This is a genomic window from Paenibacillus sp. J22R160, from assembly GCF_059692135.1.
This window is the reverse complement of record NZ_JCAUAU010000017.1, coordinates 117447-136520: the sequence shown is the minus strand read 5'-3', so window position 1 is coordinate 136520 and position 19074 is coordinate 117447. Positions and strand designations below refer to the sequence as shown.

The 19074-nt window shown below is 47.4% G+C and carries 19 protein-coding genes, 1 rRNA gene and 1 other RNA gene; 1 reads left to right on the top strand and 20 read right to left on the bottom strand.

Annotated elements, in window-relative coordinates; translation table 11 throughout:
• From AC58UW_RS25725 to rpoE, 16 genes are all read right to left on the bottom strand, one after another.
• Nucleotides 1–106, bottom strand: a 16S ribosomal RNA gene (locus AC58UW_RS25725); the annotation flags it as partial.
• A 295-nt stretch (nt 107–401) separates the two neighbouring features.
• Complete coding sequence (locus AC58UW_RS25720; protein WP_497423416.1) at nt 402–671, bottom strand: pro-sigmaK processing inhibitor BofA family protein; 270 nt, start codon at nt 669–671, stop codon at nt 402–404.
• Between the two features lie 2 nt (nt 672–673).
• A complete protein-coding gene (locus tag AC58UW_RS25715) occupies nt 674–961 on the bottom strand; it encodes a DUF2508 family protein (protein WP_497423415.1) in 288 nt (95 codons plus the stop codon).
• A 142-nt stretch (nt 962–1103) separates the two neighbouring features.
• Nucleotides 1104–1700: a recombination mediator RecR gene (gene recR / locus AC58UW_RS25710; RefSeq protein ID WP_127457620.1), complete on the bottom strand. Its 597-nt coding sequence runs from the start codon at nt 1698–1700 to the stop codon at nt 1104–1106.
• Nucleotides 1701–1745: 45 nt separating this feature from the next.
• A complete protein-coding gene (locus AC58UW_RS25705; protein WP_314799835.1) occupies nt 1746–2057 on the bottom strand; it encodes a YbaB/EbfC family nucleoid-associated protein in 312 nt (103 codons plus the stop codon).
• Nucleotides 2058–2082: 25 nt separating this feature from the next.
• Complete coding sequence (gene dnaX / locus AC58UW_RS25700; protein WP_497423414.1) at nt 2083–3819, bottom strand: DNA polymerase III subunit gamma/tau; 1737 nt, start codon at nt 3817–3819, stop codon at nt 2083–2085.
• A gap of 173 nt (nt 3820–3992) precedes the next feature.
• Nucleotides 3993–4256: signal recognition particle sRNA large type (gene ffs, locus AC58UW_RS25695), an RNA gene on the bottom strand.
• A 70-nt stretch (nt 4257–4326) separates the two neighbouring features.
• Nucleotides 4327–4719 (bottom strand): hypothetical protein, encoded by a 393-nt coding sequence (locus AC58UW_RS25690; RefSeq protein WP_497423413.1) that lies wholly within the window; start codon nt 4717–4719, stop codon nt 4327–4329.
• A gap of 112 nt (nt 4720–4831) precedes the next feature.
• On the bottom strand, nt 4832–5029 hold the full coding sequence (rpmE, locus tag AC58UW_RS25685) for a 50S ribosomal protein L31 (RefSeq protein WP_029197218.1): 198 nt from the start codon (nt 5027–5029) through the stop codon (nt 4832–4834).
• Nucleotides 5030–5157: 128 nt separating this feature from the next.
• Nucleotides 5158–6432 carry a radical SAM family protein gene (locus AC58UW_RS25680; protein ID WP_497423412.1) on the bottom strand — a complete coding sequence of 425 codons (1275 nt, stop codon included), beginning with the start codon at nt 6430–6432 and terminating at the stop codon, nt 5158–5160.
• A gap of 43 nt (nt 6433–6475) precedes the next feature.
• Nucleotides 6476–7774 carry a transcription termination factor Rho gene (rho, locus tag AC58UW_RS25675; RefSeq protein WP_497423411.1) on the bottom strand — a complete coding sequence of 433 codons (1299 nt, stop codon included), beginning with the start codon at nt 7772–7774 and terminating at the stop codon, nt 6476–6478.
• A 69-nt stretch (nt 7775–7843) separates the two neighbouring features.
• Nucleotides 7844–9103 carry a UDP-N-acetylglucosamine 1-carboxyvinyltransferase gene (gene murA, locus AC58UW_RS25670; RefSeq protein ID WP_127457668.1) on the bottom strand — a complete coding sequence of 420 codons (1260 nt, stop codon included), beginning with the start codon at nt 9101–9103 and terminating at the stop codon, nt 7844–7846.
• Nucleotides 9104–9380: 277 nt separating this feature from the next.
• Nucleotides 9381–10235 (bottom strand): class II fructose-1,6-bisphosphate aldolase, encoded by an 855-nt coding sequence (gene fba / locus AC58UW_RS25665; RefSeq protein ID WP_497423410.1) that lies wholly within the window; start codon nt 10233–10235, stop codon nt 9381–9383.
• A 132-nt stretch (nt 10236–10367) separates the two neighbouring features.
• Nucleotides 10368–10760, bottom strand: a complete 393-nt coding sequence (locus AC58UW_RS25660; RefSeq protein WP_079418635.1) for a response regulator — start codon at nt 10758–10760, stop codon at nt 10368–10370.
• A gap of 156 nt (nt 10761–10916) precedes the next feature.
• Complete coding sequence (pyrG, locus tag AC58UW_RS25655; protein WP_497423409.1) at nt 10917–12521, bottom strand: CTP synthase; 1605 nt, start codon at nt 12519–12521, stop codon at nt 10917–10919.
• A 330-nt stretch (nt 12522–12851) separates the two neighbouring features.
• A complete protein-coding gene (gene rpoE / locus AC58UW_RS25650; RefSeq protein ID WP_497423408.1) occupies nt 12852–13433 on the bottom strand; it encodes a DNA-directed RNA polymerase subunit delta in 582 nt (193 codons plus the stop codon).
• A gap of 389 nt (nt 13434–13822) precedes the next feature.
• Between rpoE and AC58UW_RS25645 the strand changes: the two genes are divergently transcribed.
• Nucleotides 13823–15001 (top strand): S8 family peptidase, encoded by a 1179-nt coding sequence (locus tag AC58UW_RS25645; RefSeq protein ID WP_497423407.1) that lies wholly within the window; start codon nt 13823–13825, stop codon nt 14999–15001.
• Between the two features lie 58 nt (nt 15002–15059).
• On the opposite strand, the gene argS is transcribed toward AC58UW_RS25645, so the two are convergent.
• From argS to speE, 4 genes are all read right to left on the bottom strand, one after another.
• Nucleotides 15060–16733 carry an arginine--tRNA ligase gene (argS, locus tag AC58UW_RS25640; protein ID WP_497423406.1) on the bottom strand — a complete coding sequence of 558 codons (1674 nt, stop codon included), beginning with the start codon at nt 16731–16733 and terminating at the stop codon, nt 15060–15062.
• Nucleotides 16734–16738: 5 nt separating this feature from the next.
• Nucleotides 16739–17149, bottom strand: coding sequence for a YwiB family protein (locus AC58UW_RS25635; protein ID WP_497423405.1), 411 nt, complete (start codon nt 17147–17149; stop codon nt 16739–16741).
• 216 nt (nt 17150–17365) lie between these two features.
• Nucleotides 17366–17869 carry a DinB family protein gene (locus tag AC58UW_RS25630; protein ID WP_497423404.1) on the bottom strand — a complete coding sequence of 168 codons (504 nt, stop codon included), beginning with the start codon at nt 17867–17869 and terminating at the stop codon, nt 17366–17368.
• Between the two features lie 202 nt (nt 17870–18071).
• Nucleotides 18072–18899, bottom strand: a complete 828-nt coding sequence (speE, locus tag AC58UW_RS25625; protein ID WP_497423403.1) for a polyamine aminopropyltransferase — start codon at nt 18897–18899, stop codon at nt 18072–18074.
• Between the last annotated feature and the right edge of the window lie 175 nt (nt 18900–19074).

Here is a 19074-nt window from a genome sequence, read left to right as displayed (position 1 = left end):
TGTTACTCACCCGTCCGCCGCTAAGCACCGAAGTGCTCCGCTCGACTTGCATGTATTAGGCACGCCGCCAGCGTTCGTCCTGAGCCAGGATCAAACTCTCCATAGTAGAAAGCTTAATTGTACTCATTGACTTGCTAGCGAGATTACAAATAATCTCTATTTTTGAACGATTCCTCGTTCGTGCTTACTCACTCGTTGTTCAGTTTTCAAAGATCAAGTACTCTTGTCCTACCCGCTCTCTTTCAAAAGCCGGAAGACCAATATATCACACTAATTTTTCATTTGCAACTTGTTTTTCTCAAGTTACTCGTTATTCCCGCATGTCTCAGCGGCAACTTTTATAAGATACCATAGATACAACTGCGGAGTCAACCCATGAGATGACTGTATTTTTTTGTCACCTAAAGTAAAGTCAATTTTAAACCTACAAGCAAAAGGATACCAGGGACACCTAATACCGTCACCGTTCCTAATGTAGCTGTATTAATCGGCAAATCCACCTGCGTGTAGGCGCTCAACAAATTCAATGTATATAGGAGGAAGGCCGCTACAACAACGTTCAACCCCAGAGCAGACAATAACCTGCCAGCTCCCCGGTTGCGCAAAACGGTAATTAGCAGCATTAGTGATGATAGTATGAGTAATCCCCATACCGCATATTTGATATACACGTCTACACCTCCATTAATCGATCCGTGTCAATCATGCTCAAATTTAGCTTCTTAGCCTGCTTGATAAGCATTTCAAATCTCTTCTCAGCAGCTTCCATCGCATAGATGGCATAGTCAATCTGATCCTTGTCCAAAGCAAACTCAAAATGCGCCTGAGCAGCCACCCAATTCGCATGTGCCGAACGAATCTCTTGCAACAGCATCTGCTTGTCCCTCAGAAGTTCCTCTTTTGCCCCTTTTCCCGTCTGTGGATGCTTCCTTCCTTGCATGCCTAATAGCGCTGGTCTCATCTGTATACCTCCATAGCCCCAAATGCGGGTTAATCTACCCTTATGCTTATGGGAGAAATAGAGCAATTAGAACTCTTGCACTTCTTTTATACGAACAAAAAAAAGAGAGCTCTGCAGCTCCCTTTTACCTACTTAACGCTATTTATAATTCCCTGCGGCCTTCCATGGCTTTGGACAGTGTTACTTCATCGGCATATTCCAAGTCCCCGCCTACTGGCAGTCCATGCGCGATACGCGTAACCTTCAGGCCAAACGGCTTCACTAATCGGGACAGGTACATAGCCGTAGCTTCACCTTCGATGTTCGGGTTCGTAGCCAAAATTAATTCCTGGACAGTTTCATCCCCCAACCGCTTGAGTAACTCGGCGATATGAATTTGATCGGGTCCGATCCCTTCCATAGGGGAAATTGCACCATGCAGGACATGATAGTAACCTTCAAACTCTTTGGTGCGTTCCAAAGCGACCAAGTCCTTAGGCTCCTGTACCACGCAAATAACGGAACCATCCCTATTCTTATCTTGACAGATCCGGCAAGGATCAACATCGGTAATGTTACAGCAGACGGAACAGTAGTGGAGATTTCTTTTCACGTTGACGAGCGCCTTCGCGAAATCAATCACGTCTTCTTCTTTCATACGAAGGACATGAAAAGCAAGGCGTCCCGCCGTTTTGGGACCTACCCCCGGCAGACGGGAGAAAGCATCGATTAACTTAGAAATCGGTTCGGGGTAATACAAAGGACGTTCTCCCTCATCTTTCAGAATCGTAGCTCATGGTTGTGACTAGAACAAACCTGGGATGTTCATTCCACCTGTGAATTTGCCCATATCTTTGTTCGCGATTTCTTCCGCTTTCGCCATCGCATCATTGACAGCTGTTAGCACAAGGTCTTGCAGCATTTCAACATCATCAGGATCAACAGCCTCAGGCTTGATGGTGATGCTTTGTACTTTCTTGTGTCCGTTCACCGTGCAAGTAACAACACCGCCGCCAGCTGTGCCTTCAATGATTTTCGTGCCCAATTCTTCTTGAGCCTTCATCATTTGCTCTTGCATTTTCTTCACTTGCTTCATCATTTGGTTCATGTTATTCATTCTCGTTTGCTCCTTTGTATTTAGTCTAGTCTTCTTTAATGGTCACTAAATCTTCGCCAAACAGCTGAATCGCTTCAGAGATCCACTCTTCTTTGGGAGGAGCTCCTGGGCTGCTTTCTTCCGCCACAAGCTCCAGAACTTCAGGCGGACTGCTAGTCGCATCATTCTTGGCGTCATCCCACTCTTTGCGCATAACCGTAAGCAAGCGCATGGGCTTGGTGAACACAGAGGTGAGGACTTGCTCGATAATGAGCTTGTTTTCCGGCTTTTCTGTGGTGTTACGGTGCATCTCATTCTTGAAAGCAACCAATACCACATCATCCAGCATCGATACCAGATCCCCATTCACAAACCAAGCATGGACAGTAATCTTCTTCTCCTTGACCAGACCCAGCACCTGACTCCATTTCATTAGAGCTGTCTTGGTATCCGGACCCTCAGAAGCTTTCAAGTATCCATCGAGCTTAATGCCTGACTTCTTAGACGGCGCAGAGGCCACTGGCATTTTGGGAGCTGGCTTCGACTCAGACGCCGCACCCGTTACTCCCGATTTTACCAGTCCAGCTATCTGATCTTCAAGTTGTTTGAGCTTCTGAGTCATTTGAGCAAAAAGATCGCCTTGAGGCATCCGACTGCCCGCATCTATCGTTGTGCTGACAGCGGCATTTCTTTCGCCACTATAGCCCCCGCACATTTTCATAATCGAAATCTCGAGCAGTGTTTGGGGCTGGACGGAGTACTTCATCTCGCTCTGATAATGATTCAACGTTTCAATCATGCCCATCATTTCGTTTGGTGTAAAATGACTGGCAATCTCACTGAGCTCGCGCATATCAAAAACGCGTTCTGTAATGACCGGCGAATTCGGCACCATGCGAACCATGAGCAAATCGCGGAAATAATGAATCAAATTCTCGATGCATTTGTCGGCGCTTTTGCCTTCCTGCATAAACGTATCGATAAGCTCTAGCGCGGCTCCAAGATTCTTGTCTCTGATATACAGTACGAGCTTCTTGAATTGATCGGAGGCCACTCCGCCAGTAATGGACAAAATGTCCGAGAGCTGCACTTCCCCTGTTGCAAAAGAAGTTGCTTGATCCAAAAGACTGAGCGCATCACGCATCCCGCCATCGGACAGCCTCGCAATATAATGGAGAGCTTCCTCGTTAATGGAAATCTGCTCCTGATCACATATATATGTCAGCCGCTGCACCTGATCATCCATCGAAACACGTCGAAAGTCAAAGCGCTGACAGCGAGAAATAATCGTTGCCGGAATTTTGTGCGGCTCCGTCGTCGCTAGTATGAACATCACGTGAGCTGGGGGCTCTTCAAGTGTCTTAAGCAGTGCGTTGAAAGCCTCTGTAGTGAGCATGTGCACTTCATCAATGATATAGACCTTCTGCCTAACTTCGGTAGGCGCATATTTCACTTTATCCCGAATATCCCGAATTTCTTCGACACCGCGGTTAGAAGCGGCATCAATCTCAACGACATCCATGACAGCGCCGTCAGTAATTCGTTCACAGGCAGAGCAAGCATTGCATGGCTCCTCAGCTGGACCGTTTAAGCAGTTAACTGCTTTGGCTAATATTTTGGCCGTACTTGTCTTCCCTGTTCCCCGTGGACCGTTGAACAAGTAAGCGTGGGTTAGGCGATTTTCTCGTAAAGAATTCTGCAGTGTCTGCGTGATATGTTTCTGACCGACAACCTCACGAAACGTCTGAGACCTCCACGTTCGATATAGAGCAATATGTGCCATAGTGTTCCTCTCCATTAATCCCTGCGTGGAATGCTGAATCCATTATACTATATCGCAACAGGGGATGAAATAGAGGATCAAGCATGGAATCCTAATCTGATGCAAATAAGCAAAATAAAAAACGCCTTAACAAAGGCGTTCAAATTCGAAGTCATATGGAATTACATAGTAAACCGTGCACCTGTTATTGATAAAGTGATACAAGCGAACTCTTATCGTTAGCTCAAGTCAGGCATCCCCTCGGCACATGAAACATCTCACTTACGGCTGCTTCCTTCCAGACCTGACCGGGTTCATGAGCATCCATTGCGAAGGACCCAACTCTCAACACCACGTGTAAGAGCCAGACCTCACATCACAGTACCGCTAACAGGAATTCAACCCCGCTACAGCGGATTGCGAGTTACAGGGCACCGCTACCTCCCCGTCTAGCACAGTAAAAATAGTATAGCTGATTCACCTGTAAATAGCAACTAAGGGGGAAAATCTACCTGAGCCTTCCCCTGATTACTGCGACATTTTCACAGTTGTTTTGTAGCGCGGCATATTGGTATCAAAGGCATTTTGGACTTGCGAGCGAAGATCTTCAACCTGCGCCGCCGTCAAGTTCGCTTTGGCTTTAATTTTCACCCGAGCATTGGGCCCGTTGATGGCAATATTGGATTTCTCGATGTCCTTAAACTGTGAGAGTACATTCTTCATTAAGTTCGAATCATCCTCGTAGTGATGATACGTGGGATTAAGCGGGTCGTTTGGATTCACATTGGTAATCCCCAGATACCCGTCTTGCTTGTAATTTTGCGCATTATAGTTGGCATTATCCGTCTGCGGCGGGTTTTTGTTACTCGAATTAATGCCGCACCCAACCAAGCTCATGGTAAGCAGGAATGCTATAGTCATTCTTCGCATACCCCTGAACATAAAAACACCTCCCATTGGACTCTAAGTCTAAACTTAGGATGACCAAGGGAGGACGTCTTATGCTGATTGGCGGCAAAGTAATTGATACCAATTAGATTCCGTATTTCTTTTTGAACTTGTCGACACGGCCGCCTACATCGATAAACTTCTGTTTACCTGTGTAGAAAGGATGGCAATTGGAGCAAATCTCAACGCGAAGATTTTGCTTGATTGAACCCGTTTCGAACACATTACCACAAGCGCAAGTCACTGTGGTTGCATGATAAGTAGGATGAATACCTGCTTTCATGTTGGTTCACCTCTTTCCGCCCTGAATCATTTGCTGAATCAGAGTTAATGGACGTACATAATGTACTTTTGCATTGTAGCATATTCGCAAGTTCTAATGCAATGGAAAAACGAGTGGAAACCACGAACTTAGAGAACCATTGTCGTATTTCTGTCGCTGGCGTAGAACTTTGGCGTATGCGAGTAAGACCCGAGCACAACATCCGGCAATTCCTGTTCGAAAATCTCAATCATTTGCTTCATCCCAAGCAGCTCACCGCGCGCCTTAGGGATGATTCCCAAATAACTCTCAGGGTCAATATTCAGGTTGCGCAATTGAATTAATTTTAATCCCGTTCTTCTCACGAATTCGATCATGGCTTCAATCTCTTCTTCCCGATCCGTTACACCTGGGAATACAAGATAGTTAATAGAAGTAATGACACCTTTGTCCGTTGCGTAACGAAGAGACTTTTCTACATTTTTAAGAGTATAAGCCCTAGGCTTGTAATACGCGTTGTAATGATCGTCCAAAGCACTGATCGTACTAACACGCATCAGGTCAAGCCCAGCGTCTACGATGCCGCGGATATGGTCCGTCAGCCCAGCATTCGTGTTGATGTTAATATAGCCCATCTTCGTGTGCTCGCGAACTTGCTTGATAGCCGGAATAATCAGCGCAGCTTGCGTGCTGGGCTCACCTTCACAGCCTTGTCCGAAGGAGATAATACTATCCGGCGTACGCAGATGCTCCAGCATGATCTGAGTGATCTCTTCAATCTGAGGCTTGAAATTCATACGCGTCTGTGGAGCCACAAAGCCGCTCTCATCCGGTTGTTCCGAAATACACCCGAAGCAACCTGCGTTACAGGAGTAGGAGACCGGAACGGCGCCTTCCCAACGCTGCAGGAACGTATTCGAAGCCGTCAAGCACTCATAACCGAGTGCGCAGTTGGATAAGTGGGCGTACAAGCGGTTTTCCGGATACTTGGCCGTCAAGGTTTTGACCTGGGACTCCAGCTCCGTCACATCGCAATGAATCGGATTCCAGAAGTAGGGATTATCTGTTAGACGAGCAGCAACAAAGAAGGCGTCATCCTTCCATACAACGGCTGTATAACCGAACAGCGGCAGCGCCTTAGTCTTGTCGGATTTGACATAACCGGGAAGCAGCAGTCGAGTAAAGCCCTGTGGCAGCAGCGCACCAACTGCGTGATATTCGCCTGGCACTAGCTTCATATCGCCAGTCTCAGCATCTATGCCTACTGGTCGCGTAAAAGGAAGACTGACAAGCGTCGCCCCTTCGGGCAGCGGAATCAGCTCGTCTTCCATAATTTCTGTTATCATTTCAGCGTTTCGACCAAGCGCCAAAAAATCCGGATGGTCAAAAACGTTTCCTTGTGAGTCTGAATAAACCAAATTCATAACGGTACTCCTCTTTATGCGTTAACGCATCTTCCGCATCTGCTTAAGATGCTGAGTTTTTCACTTTTCCTTTGCTTGCACTTGACGAAGCGCCTGTCGAAGGGGAAGCCAAAGAATCCAGGAACTCTTGATTCGTCTTCGCTTCGCCAAGTTTTTTGATGAAGGACTCGGTGTATTCGTGCGAATCGTTCATGCCTTTGCGTAGCGCCCATACCTTCTCGAGTTCATCCTTGCCCAGAAGCGCTTCTTCGCGGCGCGTACCGGATCTGCGGATATCGATAGCAGGGAAAATGCGGCGTTCCGCCATTTTACGATCCAGATGCAGCTCAAGATTACCTGTCCCTTTAAATTCCTCATAAATGACGTCGTCCATACGTGAACCCGTCTCTACAAGTGCTGTAGCGAGAATGGTTAAGCTGCCGCCTTCTTCAATGTTACGGGCAGCCCCGAAGAAACGCTTCGGACGATGAAAAGCGCCAGGGTCAATACCACCGGATAGTGTCCGGCCTGTTGGCGGAACTACAAGGTTATAAGCCCTAGCCAAACGGGTAATGCTGTCCAGCAGAATGACTACATCTTTCTTATGTTCAACTAGACGCATAGCGCGTTCTAGGACTAGTTCAGCAACTTTAATGTGATTTTCTGGCAACTCATCAAAAGTAGAAGCAACAACTTCCCCTTTTACAGAACGCTGCATATCCGTAACTTCCTCAGGACGCTCATCGATCAGCAGAACGAAAAGCTCTATTTCAGGGTAGTTCGTGGAAATACTGTTTGCAATTTCTTTGAGCAATAATGTCTTACCTGCTTTGGGAGGCGCCACAATTAATCCACGCTGGCCTAGGCCTACAGGAGCAAGCAAATCCATGATACGCATGGAAATTTTGTTAGGCTCCGTTTCCAATGTAATACGCGTATCTGGATAGAGAGGCGTCAAGGCAGGGAAATGAAGCCGCTCGGCAGCTGTTTCCGGTTTCTCGCCATTAACCGCTTCAACCTGAAGAAGCCCGAAATAACGCTCGTTCTCCTTAGGAGGTCGGCATTTGCCTGATACAATATCCCCGGAGCGCAAATCAAATTTCCGAATCTGAGAAGCAGAAATATAAATGTCTTCAGAGCTTGGAAGATAGTTAATGGGACGCAAGAAACCAAAGCCCTCTTGTAGAATTTCGAGGACACCTTGCATAAACATTAGACCACTTTCAGCAGCTTGTGCACGTAAAATTGCAAAGATGAGTTCTTTTTTCTTCAGCGTACCGTAGTATGGAATCTGATGTTTCTTAGCTAGTTTATATAATTCAGTAAGCTTGAGTACTTCAAGCTCAGCAAGCTGCATGCTCATGTTTCAACCACCAAACTATTAAATTTTCAATTGGATTCTAGCATTGCCTGTTGTCTGGAACTTTATTCCTTACTCTTCGCTCTCGCGCCAAACCTCGGCACCTAACGAGGATAAATTGAATACTAAGTTCTCATACCCACGGTCAATAAACTCAACCCCTGATACCTCTGTGATACCACCCGTTCTAACACTAAGACCAGCAAGCACAAGGGATGCTCCTGCTCGCAAATCCGTTGCTCGAACTTTAGCGGAGCTAAGCTCAGATCCTTCGATAATTGCGGAGCGTCCTTCAACTTTCATCTTAGCTCCCATCCGCACGAGCTCAGGAATGTGTTTGAAACGATTGCTGTAAACATGATCCGTTAGTATACTAACTCCTCTAGCTTGGCACAACAGGCTCGCCATTGGAGATTGCAAATCTGTTGCAAATCCTGGGTAAATTAATGCTTTTACATCAACGCTGGAGTATTCAGGCTGACCTACTACACGAATGGATTCATCCATCTCGTAGATATGAACACCCATTTCTTGAAGCTTCGCCGTCAATGCTTCCATGTGCTTAGGAATGACGTTATCCACTGTGACATCGCCGCGTGTAGCCGCTGCAGCAATCATATACGTTCCCGCTTGAATCCGGTCAGGAATGATGGAGTGGCGGCAGCCATGCATTTCCGTTACCCCTTCGATCCGAATAGTATCGGTACCAGCACCCTTGATTCTCGCACCCATCGAATTTAACAATGTAGCCACATCTATAATTTCAGGCTCTTTCGCCGCATTTTCAATAATCGTATTGCCTTTTGCGCGAGAAGCGGCCAACATAATGTTAATCGTAGCTCCTACGCTTGCCATATCCAAGTAAATCTTCGCTCCACGAAGCTCTTTGGCCCTAATTCTTAAAGCGCCGTTCTCATTGCTTACCTCAGCCCCTAAAGCCTCAAAGCCTTTGATATGCAAATCGATTGGACGCGGTTCGAAATTACATCCGCCTGGCAGACCGATATTCGCTTCCCCGAATCTTCCAAGCAGCGCTCCCATCAAATAGTAGGAAGCTCTCAACTTCTTAACTTTTCCATTAGGCATTGGAAGAGACTTCATTCGGCTAGGATCAATCGTCATCCGATCTTCGTTCCAGTCGATGGTAGCCCCTAAATCCGTCAAAATTTCTGTATATGTAGCCACATCACTTAAATGCGGCAGATTATCCAACGTTACCGGCGTTTCAGCAAGAATCGCAGCTGGAATAAGCGCAACCGCACTATTCTTAGCTCCGCTAATTTGAACAGTCCCTCGTAGTGGACGTCCCCCGACCACCATTAATTTCTCCAACATGATTATCCCCCTAAATCCAGGTGCCTTCCTGTAACGCAAACTCCTCAACTTAAACGCCAATTGCTCCCAAACTTCTAGCATTATAATAAAATGAACATATAAAAGAGAAACAGGACATATATAATCATAGCAAAAACGCTTACAGCTCCTAGTTAGAACTGAAGACAAAAAACAGAAGAAGGAAACGACCGCAAGGATGCAAACGGCGGACAGTTCTTTCGCACCCTCCGTTTGCGTCTTACGGCATTTCCCACTGCATCTATACAATTAAAAATTAAGCTTGGTTGCTGCTTCCGAATAATTGAATTTTGGATTTTACAACTTCGACCATTGCGTTACGAGCTGGGGTTAGATATTTACGAGGATCATAAATTTTTGCGTCCTTGTTCAGAACTGCGCGGATCGTTTCTGTGCATGCCACTTGGTTCTCTGTGTTAACATTGATTTTACCAACGCCTGCAGCGATCGATTTAAGAATCATTTCGTCAGGAACACCGGAACCGCCGTGTAATACAACAGGAACTGGAATCGCTTTGGAAACTTGCTCGATGATATCAAAATGGATGTTAGGCTCGCCAGCGTACATACCATGTGCTGTACCTACTGCGATTGCCAAACAGTCAACGCCTGTTTCTTCGTAGAAGCGGATAGCTTCTTCAGGTTTAGCTAGGTTAGCGTGCTCTTCGTCTACCGAGATGTCATCCTCAACACCACCGATTGTTCCAAGCTCACCTTCAACGGATACGCCCATTGCACGCGCAGCTTTAACAACTTCTTTTGTCAAACGGATGTTTTCTTCGAAAGAATAGTGGGAGCCATCGAACATAACGGAGCTGAATCCTGCACGGATACATTTCATCGCTACTTCAAAGGAGCTGCCGTGATCTAAGTGCAAAGCGATCGGCAGGCCGGATTTCTTAGCTGCAGCTTCAGCAATTGCTACTGTAAATTCGATACCCATATATTTCAGTGCGCCTTCGCTAACACCGTAAATGAAAGGGGATTTCAGTTCGATTGCAGCATCCACAATCGCTTGAGCGAACTCAAGGTTGTTCATGTTAAATTGACCCACCGCGAATTTGTTCGCTTTTGCTTTAGGTAAAAACTCGTTCATTGAAACCAATGCCATGTTTCTCTTCCTCCTAGAACCTTTTTGTAGTTTTGCGTTGACCGCTCTTGTCATACCTGAGTTATTATAGCACATATACTTTCAAATGATAACCAAGCCCTCGCTTCTCAGCCACAAAAAAAGACCCTATGACTAGGATCCCACTGCAAAACCGCTGCTTGACTCATTATTTAGCTGCATATTAACCGCCATGCGCAATTCATCAATATCGAAAGGCTTCGTGAAATGCATGATTGCACCCAGGTCCGTCGCTTCTTTAATCATATCGAGCTCACCATAAGCTGTCATCATGATCACTTTAATCGATGCATCAATTGCTTTAACGTGCTTTAGAATGTCTAGTCCATCCATACCGGGAATTTTCATATCAAGTAATAGTAGGTCAGGCGAAGAATTTTTGACGATTTCTAAAGCCAGTTTACCATTAGAGGCTTGATAGGTATCGTATCCTTCATTGCTGAAAACCTCCATTAGCAATACGCGAATTCCATTTTGATCATCGACAATCAGTACCTTTTTCTTCATCAGCCTAGTTCCCTCCCGAAAACGAATAACAAATCCCCTGCACTTCACAGATACATTACGTATTCGCTATTCATTTCCGTTTTCCTTCCGGAGAGAGAGCCTAATTGAAAACTTTTACAAATAAGTTGTTTTACAGGAGGTAGTTAACATAGTAAGTTAGCTACGTGCAACCCCTTGAGCTGCCTTCACAAATTCACGGAATAGCGGCTGCGGACGGTTCGGACGGGATGTGAATTCCGGATGGAATTGCACCGCCAAGAACCAAGGGTGGCCTGGAAGCTCCACCATTTCGACCAAACGACCGTCTGGGGACGTACCAGAAATGCGTAAGCCAGCGGATTCGATCAAATCGCGGTATTCATTGTTGAACTCATACCGGTGACGATGTCTCTCGTAAACAAGCTCATCATTGTAGCATTTCTCCGCCAATGAACCCGGAACAATTTTGCATGGATATAGACCGAGACGCATTGTACCGCCCAGATTCTCAATATCCTTCTGCTCTGGCAGAAGATCGATAACCGGATAAGCCGTAGTCGGATTAATCTCGGAGGAGTTCGCTCCATCCAAACCTGAAACAGAACGCGCATACTCAATAACAGCAACCTGCATACCCAAGCAAATACCGAAGAAAGGAATTTTCTGCTCACGGGCATAGCGAATAGCCGATACTTTGCCTTCAATACCGCGATCGCCGAAACCGCCTGGTACTAAGATACCTTGAACGCCGGAAAGCAGATCATCAACGTTGTGGTCATAAATTTCTTCTGCATTTACCCAGCGAATGTTGATCTCGGAGTCGTTATCAATGCCGGCATGTCCTAGCGCTTCAACAATGCTCAAATAAGCATCATGTAATGCAACATATTTTCCGACAATAGCGATTTCTGTCTTCTTAGTCAAAGATTTAACTTTACGAACTAGACTTTCCCACTCAGCCATGTCCGGCTCATTCGTTTTGAGCTTCAGGTGATTAACGACATAGTCGTCAAGTCCTTGCTCGCGCAGCATCATTGGCACTTCGTAAAGTGTTTCTGCATCCTTACACTCGATCACAGCTGCTGGATCAATGTCACAGAATAATGCAAGTTTACGCTTCATGTCTTCTGTCAAAGAATGTTCGGTCCGGCAAACAATAACGTGAGGTTGAATGCCTAAGCCGCGCAGTTCTTTTACACTGTGCTGCGTCGGTTTCGTTTTCACTTCACCAGCTGCTTTAATATAAGGAATCAGCGTAACGTGAATGTACATGACGTTCTCGCGGCCGATATCATTTTTCATTTGACGGATTGCTTCTAAGAAAGGAAGGCTCTCGATATCGCCAACTGTTCCGCCGATCTCTGTAATGACAACATCGGATTGCGCCTCGCGGCCGGCTCTCAATACGCGATCTTTGATTTCATTCGTAATATGAGGAATAACCTGTACCGTACCCCCGAGATATTCCCCTCTGCGCTCTTTGGTAATAACGGAAGAGTACACCTTGCCTGAAGTCACGTTCGAGCTTTTGGAAAGGTTGATATCAATGAAACGCTCATAATGGCCTAAGTCCAAATCCGTTTCAGCACCATCATCGGTAACGAAGACTTCACCGTGCTGATAAGGACTCATAGTCCCTGGATCCACGTTGATGTACGGATCAAACTTTTGAATCGTAACTTTCAGACCTCTGTTCTTCAGCAATCTTCCTAAGGAAGCTGCAGTAATTCCTTTGCCAAGGGAAGAAACAACGCCTCCCGTAACGAAAATGTATTTTGTCACTATGTACGCCTCCTAATAGTTTTTTAGTTAAAAAAATTTGCAGCGTAAGCATACGCTTGGTAATGCCAGATAACTGGCCCCATGTCTTTCTATGCAAAAAGCTTACAGCGTAAGCATTCGCTATCGTTGTCGTCGTGCCACTGCCTTCGATTTAGTTTCTACTAAATGAGGGTTTTCATGAAAATCCGGTGAAAAAAACAGCCTGAAAACAAAAAAAAGTGACACCCGCGAATAGACGGGGCACTTTTTGAACGCTTGCGCGATTTGTTAAGATTCTTTTAAAGCCCATGCAATAGTTTACTCTGAACGGGCAGCGGCTGTCAAGACAAGTTATTTCTCGTCTTCTTCCTCTTCATCCAGATCGGAATCGTCCTCATCCAAATCGGATTCTTCGTCCAAATCTTCTTCTTCCTCGTCATCGGACTCCTCGATACCTTCTTCGCCAAGATCCTCTTCGATCTCTTCATCCTCAAAGAATTCCGTATCCTCTTCCGCTTCTTCCTCTTCGGTTTCGGTACCAAACGCATCGTACTCGTCTTCCTCTGCGTATGTATCCTCTTCCTCTGCGTAGATGTCTTCATCCAGATCATCGTCTTCATCATTGATGATTCTTGGACGCTTCGCGTTACCAACCGCATCGTCTGATTTCTCGACAGGGTACCAACGTTTCAAGCCCCATAGATTCGTACCTACGCAAGCAAAACGTCCATCGATGTTGATTTCCGTATATAGTTGGGCAATCACTTGCATCACATGCTGCTCAGATAACCCTTTAATTTTTGCAATTTCTGCCATCAAGTCACGGTAATAAAATGGCGTATTCGCCGATTTCAATAATTCAAACGCCAAATCCACCATCGGCATTTCGCGTGCTTGTTCTGTGGTGATTTTGAGTGTGTATTCGCTACTCATCTAAGGCACATCCCTTTCGACCGTCTTCTTCACTTCTTCTATCTACCTTATCCAATATCTTCATTAAGTAAAACCTATTTTTTCTAAAAATGCAACTACCCCCAAGAAACCTTTCGGACAACCCCCCCGAAAATGAATACAAGCGAAGGTCCCCCTCCGCTTGCGACTGTATCCTAAGGAAGCGGTATGAGCGAGTCACAGCCGTTTCCAGTACCTGAGGAAGAGACACTCCTGCTCGCGCCTCTCTATTTATCCTATGTAAAACCAGCACATCTGACACGGCTTCGCACCCATTTATTTCTATAAAGGCTATCACACGGTCAGATGGGGTGACCTGTACATAGGATAGGGGAGACTCGATTATAAGTTGTCATGGGGGGATGGCACGTATGGATATAGCCACCTTTCTTCATTCGCTGCATGAGGAAATCGGACTCACCAAGCAATCCGGAAAGAAGCATTTAATCCGTTTCTCATCAGCTAAGGACTACTATGCATGCAAATCCGAGCTGAAGCGAATGAGATCCCGACTTGTCAACCTGAACAAGGTTCGCACGCTCGACATCATTCACGCCTTCTCCTGCACGCTCCGTCCCGATTCGAAACTCAAACAGTTCACAGGCAGTCCAGTCATCGAAGAAGATTCCAAAGTCACCGTTCACCAATCGGTCGGTAGCAAAACCCTCATCAAACGTGCAACCACGCTATCTGGCTCCGGCTCTCACACCATCCCCTGGGGCGTTGATCAAATTGGTGCGCCTGAAGTTTGGAGCAAGTCGCTAGGCCAAAACATCCATGTAGGCGTCATCGACACAGGCATCGACTACAATCACCCTGACTTACGAAATTCCATCTCACGAGGGATCAATTTGTTAAACCGCAGTATGCTCCCCTACGATGATAACGGCCATGGCACGCATATTGCCGGCACCATCGCAGCGTCCGGCCGTCATTCGGGCATTATTGGTGTTGCGCCTAGATCGATTATTCATCCTGTTAAAGCATTTGATCACAGTGGAAGCGCTTATGTCTCGGACATTATTGCCGGAATTGACTGGTGCGTAAACAATGATCTCGATATTATCAACATGAGCTTCGGCATGAAGTCATACAACCGTGCGCTAGAGCAGGCTGTTATGAACGCGTACTACAAAGGAAAAGTCATTGTCGCTTCGTCCGGTAATGACGGCAAACGGAAAACGATCGATTATCCTGCCCGCTTCCCACAGGTCGTCTCCGTCGGAGCCACAACACGGCTAGGCCGCATAGCTCCCTTCAGTAATCGCGGCAAACAAATTGACATCTATGCACCAGGTGAAAGAGTATACTCCTCCTGGCTTCACGGCAAATACAATGAGCTCAGCGGCACATCGATGGCCACCGCTCATGTCAGCGGCGTTATCGCGCTGATGCTGTCCATCAAGCCCTTGTCGCCGCAGCAGATCAAAAGCGCGCTGCGCCGCTGCGCGCTCAGCATGAGCAAGCGCGAAAGCACGCGCTGGCAGCCTGGGCACCTGAACGCCAGGCGGGCTTTGCGGGCTGCGAGGCAGGTCAGAGACTCGCAATAAAAAAGGAGTTAAGCGGCTGGCTGCTGCTTAACTCCTTTTTGGGCTTGGGAGCGGAGGATTACATCCGCTCCGGTGCGGATACGCCGACTACGCGAAGCGTGTTGGCGATGGTCATACGCAGCGCGCCAAGCAAGGCGAGGCGTGCTTGCGTCAAGGCCGCGTCATCCGTGATGACGTAGTGGCCTCTGTAATAGCTATGGAACTGGCTCGCCAGTTCGTAGACATAGCGGATCATCCGATGCGGCGCGTACTGCTCCGCCGCGATCGCGATCTCTTCCGGGAGCTCGCCGATCTTGCGCAGCAAGTCGAACTCAGCTTCCGAGGAGAGCTGGGCAAGGTCAACCTGCGCCAGCGGGAGCACCGCGATGCCTTGCTCCTCCGCCTGGCGGAAGATGGAGCAGATCCGTGCATGTGCGTACTGCACATAGTAAACGGGGTTCTCATTGGACTGAGAAACCGCTAAGTCCATGTCAAAGTCCAGATGCGAGTCCATGCTGCGCATCGCGAAGAAATAACGGATCGGGTCGACGCCGACCTCGTCCATGAGATCTTCCATCGTGACCGCTTTGCCGGTACGTTTGGACATTTTGACCTTTTCCCCGTTCTGGAAAAGGCTCACCATTTGCGCGATCAGCACCACGAGTCGATCCGCTTCGAAACCAAGCGCTGTCATGGCCGCTTTCATCCGCGGGATGTAGCCGTGGTGGTCGGCGCCCCAAATGTTAATCAAGCGCTCAAAGCCGCGCCCGAACTTATTGCGGTGGTAAGCGATGTCCGGCGTCAGGTACGTGAAGGAGCCGTCATTTTTGATCAAAACGCGATTCTTGTCGTCGCCCAGCGGTGTGGTATTCAGCCAAGTTGCGCCTTCTTCTTCATAGATATGTCCATTGTCGCGCAGCTCTTTCAGCACGGGTGGAATCAAGTTATCTTCATAAATCGACGTCTCGGAGAACCAATTGTCGAAACGTACACCAAAGCGGCCTAAGTCGCGTTTGATTTTGTCGAGTTCTTTTTTCAAGCCATACGTACGGAAAAAGGCACGACGCTCATCATCTGACAAGCTCAACAGGCGATCTCCTTCTTCCGCGGCAAGGTCTGCCGCAAAGCCTTTGATATCTTCCCCGAAGTAACCGTCTTCCGGCATTTCAGCATCTTGTCCAAGTGCTTGCAAATAGCGGGCTTCGATGGATTTCGCCAGGTTCACGACTTGGTTCCCCGCATCGTTAATGTAATACTCTCGGGATACTTCGTAGCCTGCAAGATCCAAAACGTTGCACAGCACATCGCCAACAGCCGCGCCGCGGGCATGTCCCAGATGCAAAGAGCCTGTTGGGTTCGCGCTGACAAACTCAACTTGCACTTTCAGCCCTTGGCCCACATTCCTTGCTCCGTACCGCTCACCCTGCGCCAGTACGTCAGCAATGACAGGATAGAGGTAAACTTTGTTCATTTTAAAATTAATAAAGCCCGGTCCGGCAATCTCTGCTTCAGCGATATTCGCTTTATCCTTCTGCAAGTTCGCAATGATCTGCTCGGCGATTTGTCTTGGATTCTGCTTGGCAATACGGGTCAGCTGCATCGCAATGTTCGTTGCGAAATCCCCGTGTGTTTTTTCCTTCGGCACTTCCAGAATGATTTCCGGCAATTGCGCGGCATCCACAATGCCAGCAGCAGCAACTGCATCGGCAATAGCTTGTTTCACGATGACTTTGACTTCGTTTAGTACGTCCATTCTTCTTACTCCTCCTGAATTAACAACTTAATCCTGTATGTACCCGCATGCGTGCCGGATGCATATAAATCGTATTTCCATCGCGTGATTCCGATGCCCTGTTCCGCTTCGCTTGTCAGCTCATGCGTCTCGATTTCGAGTTCCAGGCGACCTTGCGGCGTATGATAAAATCCGATTCGTTTCTCCCCAGGCACAAACGTTTGCTCCGCTTGCACATCTCCTTGGCGGACGATGCGGATCTGATTCTCTTCCAGCTTAATGAGCGTCACTGTTCGTCCAAGCTCGCTGCGCTCTTCTTCATAGCGGATGTAGGTGTGATTGCCTTTGCGGTACAGGTCTCCCCGTGCCTTCTGCACAGTTGTCTCGCTCCCGCTCCGGCTCTCAATGCGAATGCGCACACGCGCTTTATCCGTCATGATTCGTCATTCTCCTATTCTGCAGGTCCTCTTTGCACCTTATGTCAAGATAAGGCAAGTTAGGTATTAGTTTATATGAAAGGATCAACGAATTCAATGTATCACTGCGATCGTCGATCAGGAATGATGTCGAAGTTGGTTCTTTACGCATGCAAAAAAGCCCCGGATTTCACGAAACCGTGAAGTTGGGGGCTTTCTTTGGCGTGCTTGCAGTTGTTAAATGGCTGGAATCGGCATCCCGATGCTTGCCCATTGCTCTTTAGCGGGACCATAGGCTCCGATGACAGGCACACCGGCTTGGCGCATCAAAATCGTGAGCTGTCCGCGATGATGGATTTCATGCTTGAGGAAGGCGAACAGTGTTTCGCTGATCGTCCACTGTTGGCCGAACATGTTCACGACTTCCTGCAATTTGGCGTCCGTTAGCTGTGTGCGGGCGGCTTCAATGATTTCGGCTGCAGTTGAGCGGTAAGCATCCGCAATGACTGCAGCCTCAGATGGCGGCTTGCTGGCAGCAGAAGGCGCGGCGAATTTCAACCCGGCTGCGAGCAGCATGCCGCGGTCATTGTGCACCAGATGCCACGCGATGAAACCAAGCGGCCTAAAGCCTTCGACTTGCTGCTGCTGCAGGGAGGCATCGGTTATGGCGTCGAGCAGCTGTTGCGTTGTAGCGGATTCTTGCTGATATTCGTTAATAAAGCTTTCTACGGTAGTAAACATAGGAATTACCTCCATGGATATAAGGATTGTTGCTTCATGTATTCAGTATAGTTGGGCGTGACTGACATCTGTATGGCAGTGTTGTGGAGCTGGGTGAGAAATTGCAGAAGGCTTCTGAGTCCTTAAAATGAATGGCTGCTGTCGGGGATGTGCGGTTGCAAAAAAGCCGCCACCCTCTCACAAGGGTTGACGGCTTTTCCACTTATTTAATCAAATCTTCAACAAATTTAGGCAAAACGAACGCTGCTTTGTGTAGGCGTGCTGTATAGTACTTCGTCGGGAATTCTGGAATGGAAGCTTCCTCGACTTGAAGGGGGTCATGCTTTTTGCTGCCCATTGTGAAGGTCCATAGACCGCTAGGGTACGTAGGGATGTTCGCGCTGTATACGCGCACGATTGGGAAGATTTCCTTGACGTCACGGTTAACCGTTTGGATCAGGTCTGCTTTGAACCAAGGGTTGTCCGTTTGTGCAACGAAGATTCCATCTTCTTTTAACGCATCATAAATGCCTTGGTAGAAGCCTTTAGAGAACAGTTCAACCGCTGGGCCAACTGGCTCTGTGGAATCGACCATGATAACGTCGTATGTATTTTTGTGATCATGAATGTGCATGTAGCCATCATTTACGATAACTTCAACGCGCGGGTTGTCCAATTCGCCGGCAATCGTTGGCAGGTACTTCTTGGAGTACTCGATTACTTTGCCGTCGATGTCGACTAGAACTGCCTTTTTCACTTTCGGATGCTTCATGATCTCACGGATTACGCCGCCGTCGCCGCCGCCTACAACAAGTACATTCTCAGGGTTCGGATGAGTCACAAGCGCAGGGTGCGCAACCATTTCATGGTAGACGAACTCGTCTCTTACTGTGGTCATGACCATGCCGTCAAGTGTAAGCATGGTTCCCCACTCTTCGGTTTCAATCATCGCTAGATCTTGAAAATCCGTTTGCTCTCTTACATAAGTCTCTTTTACCTTAGCTGTAATGCCGAAGCTGTCTGTCTGTTTCTCTGTGTACCACAAATCCATGTTCATACCTTCTTTCGTTACTATATTGGATGAATAATTACTGACATTCATTATCTCTAACAGTGTTCCACCGGCCCAAAATGTCATGCAAGAACCGCTAGAATTTCCCGTCCCTTGACACGCACAAATTGTATTATAGTTCATTACCCCCAAAAAGCAATATTTTCCTAGTTCT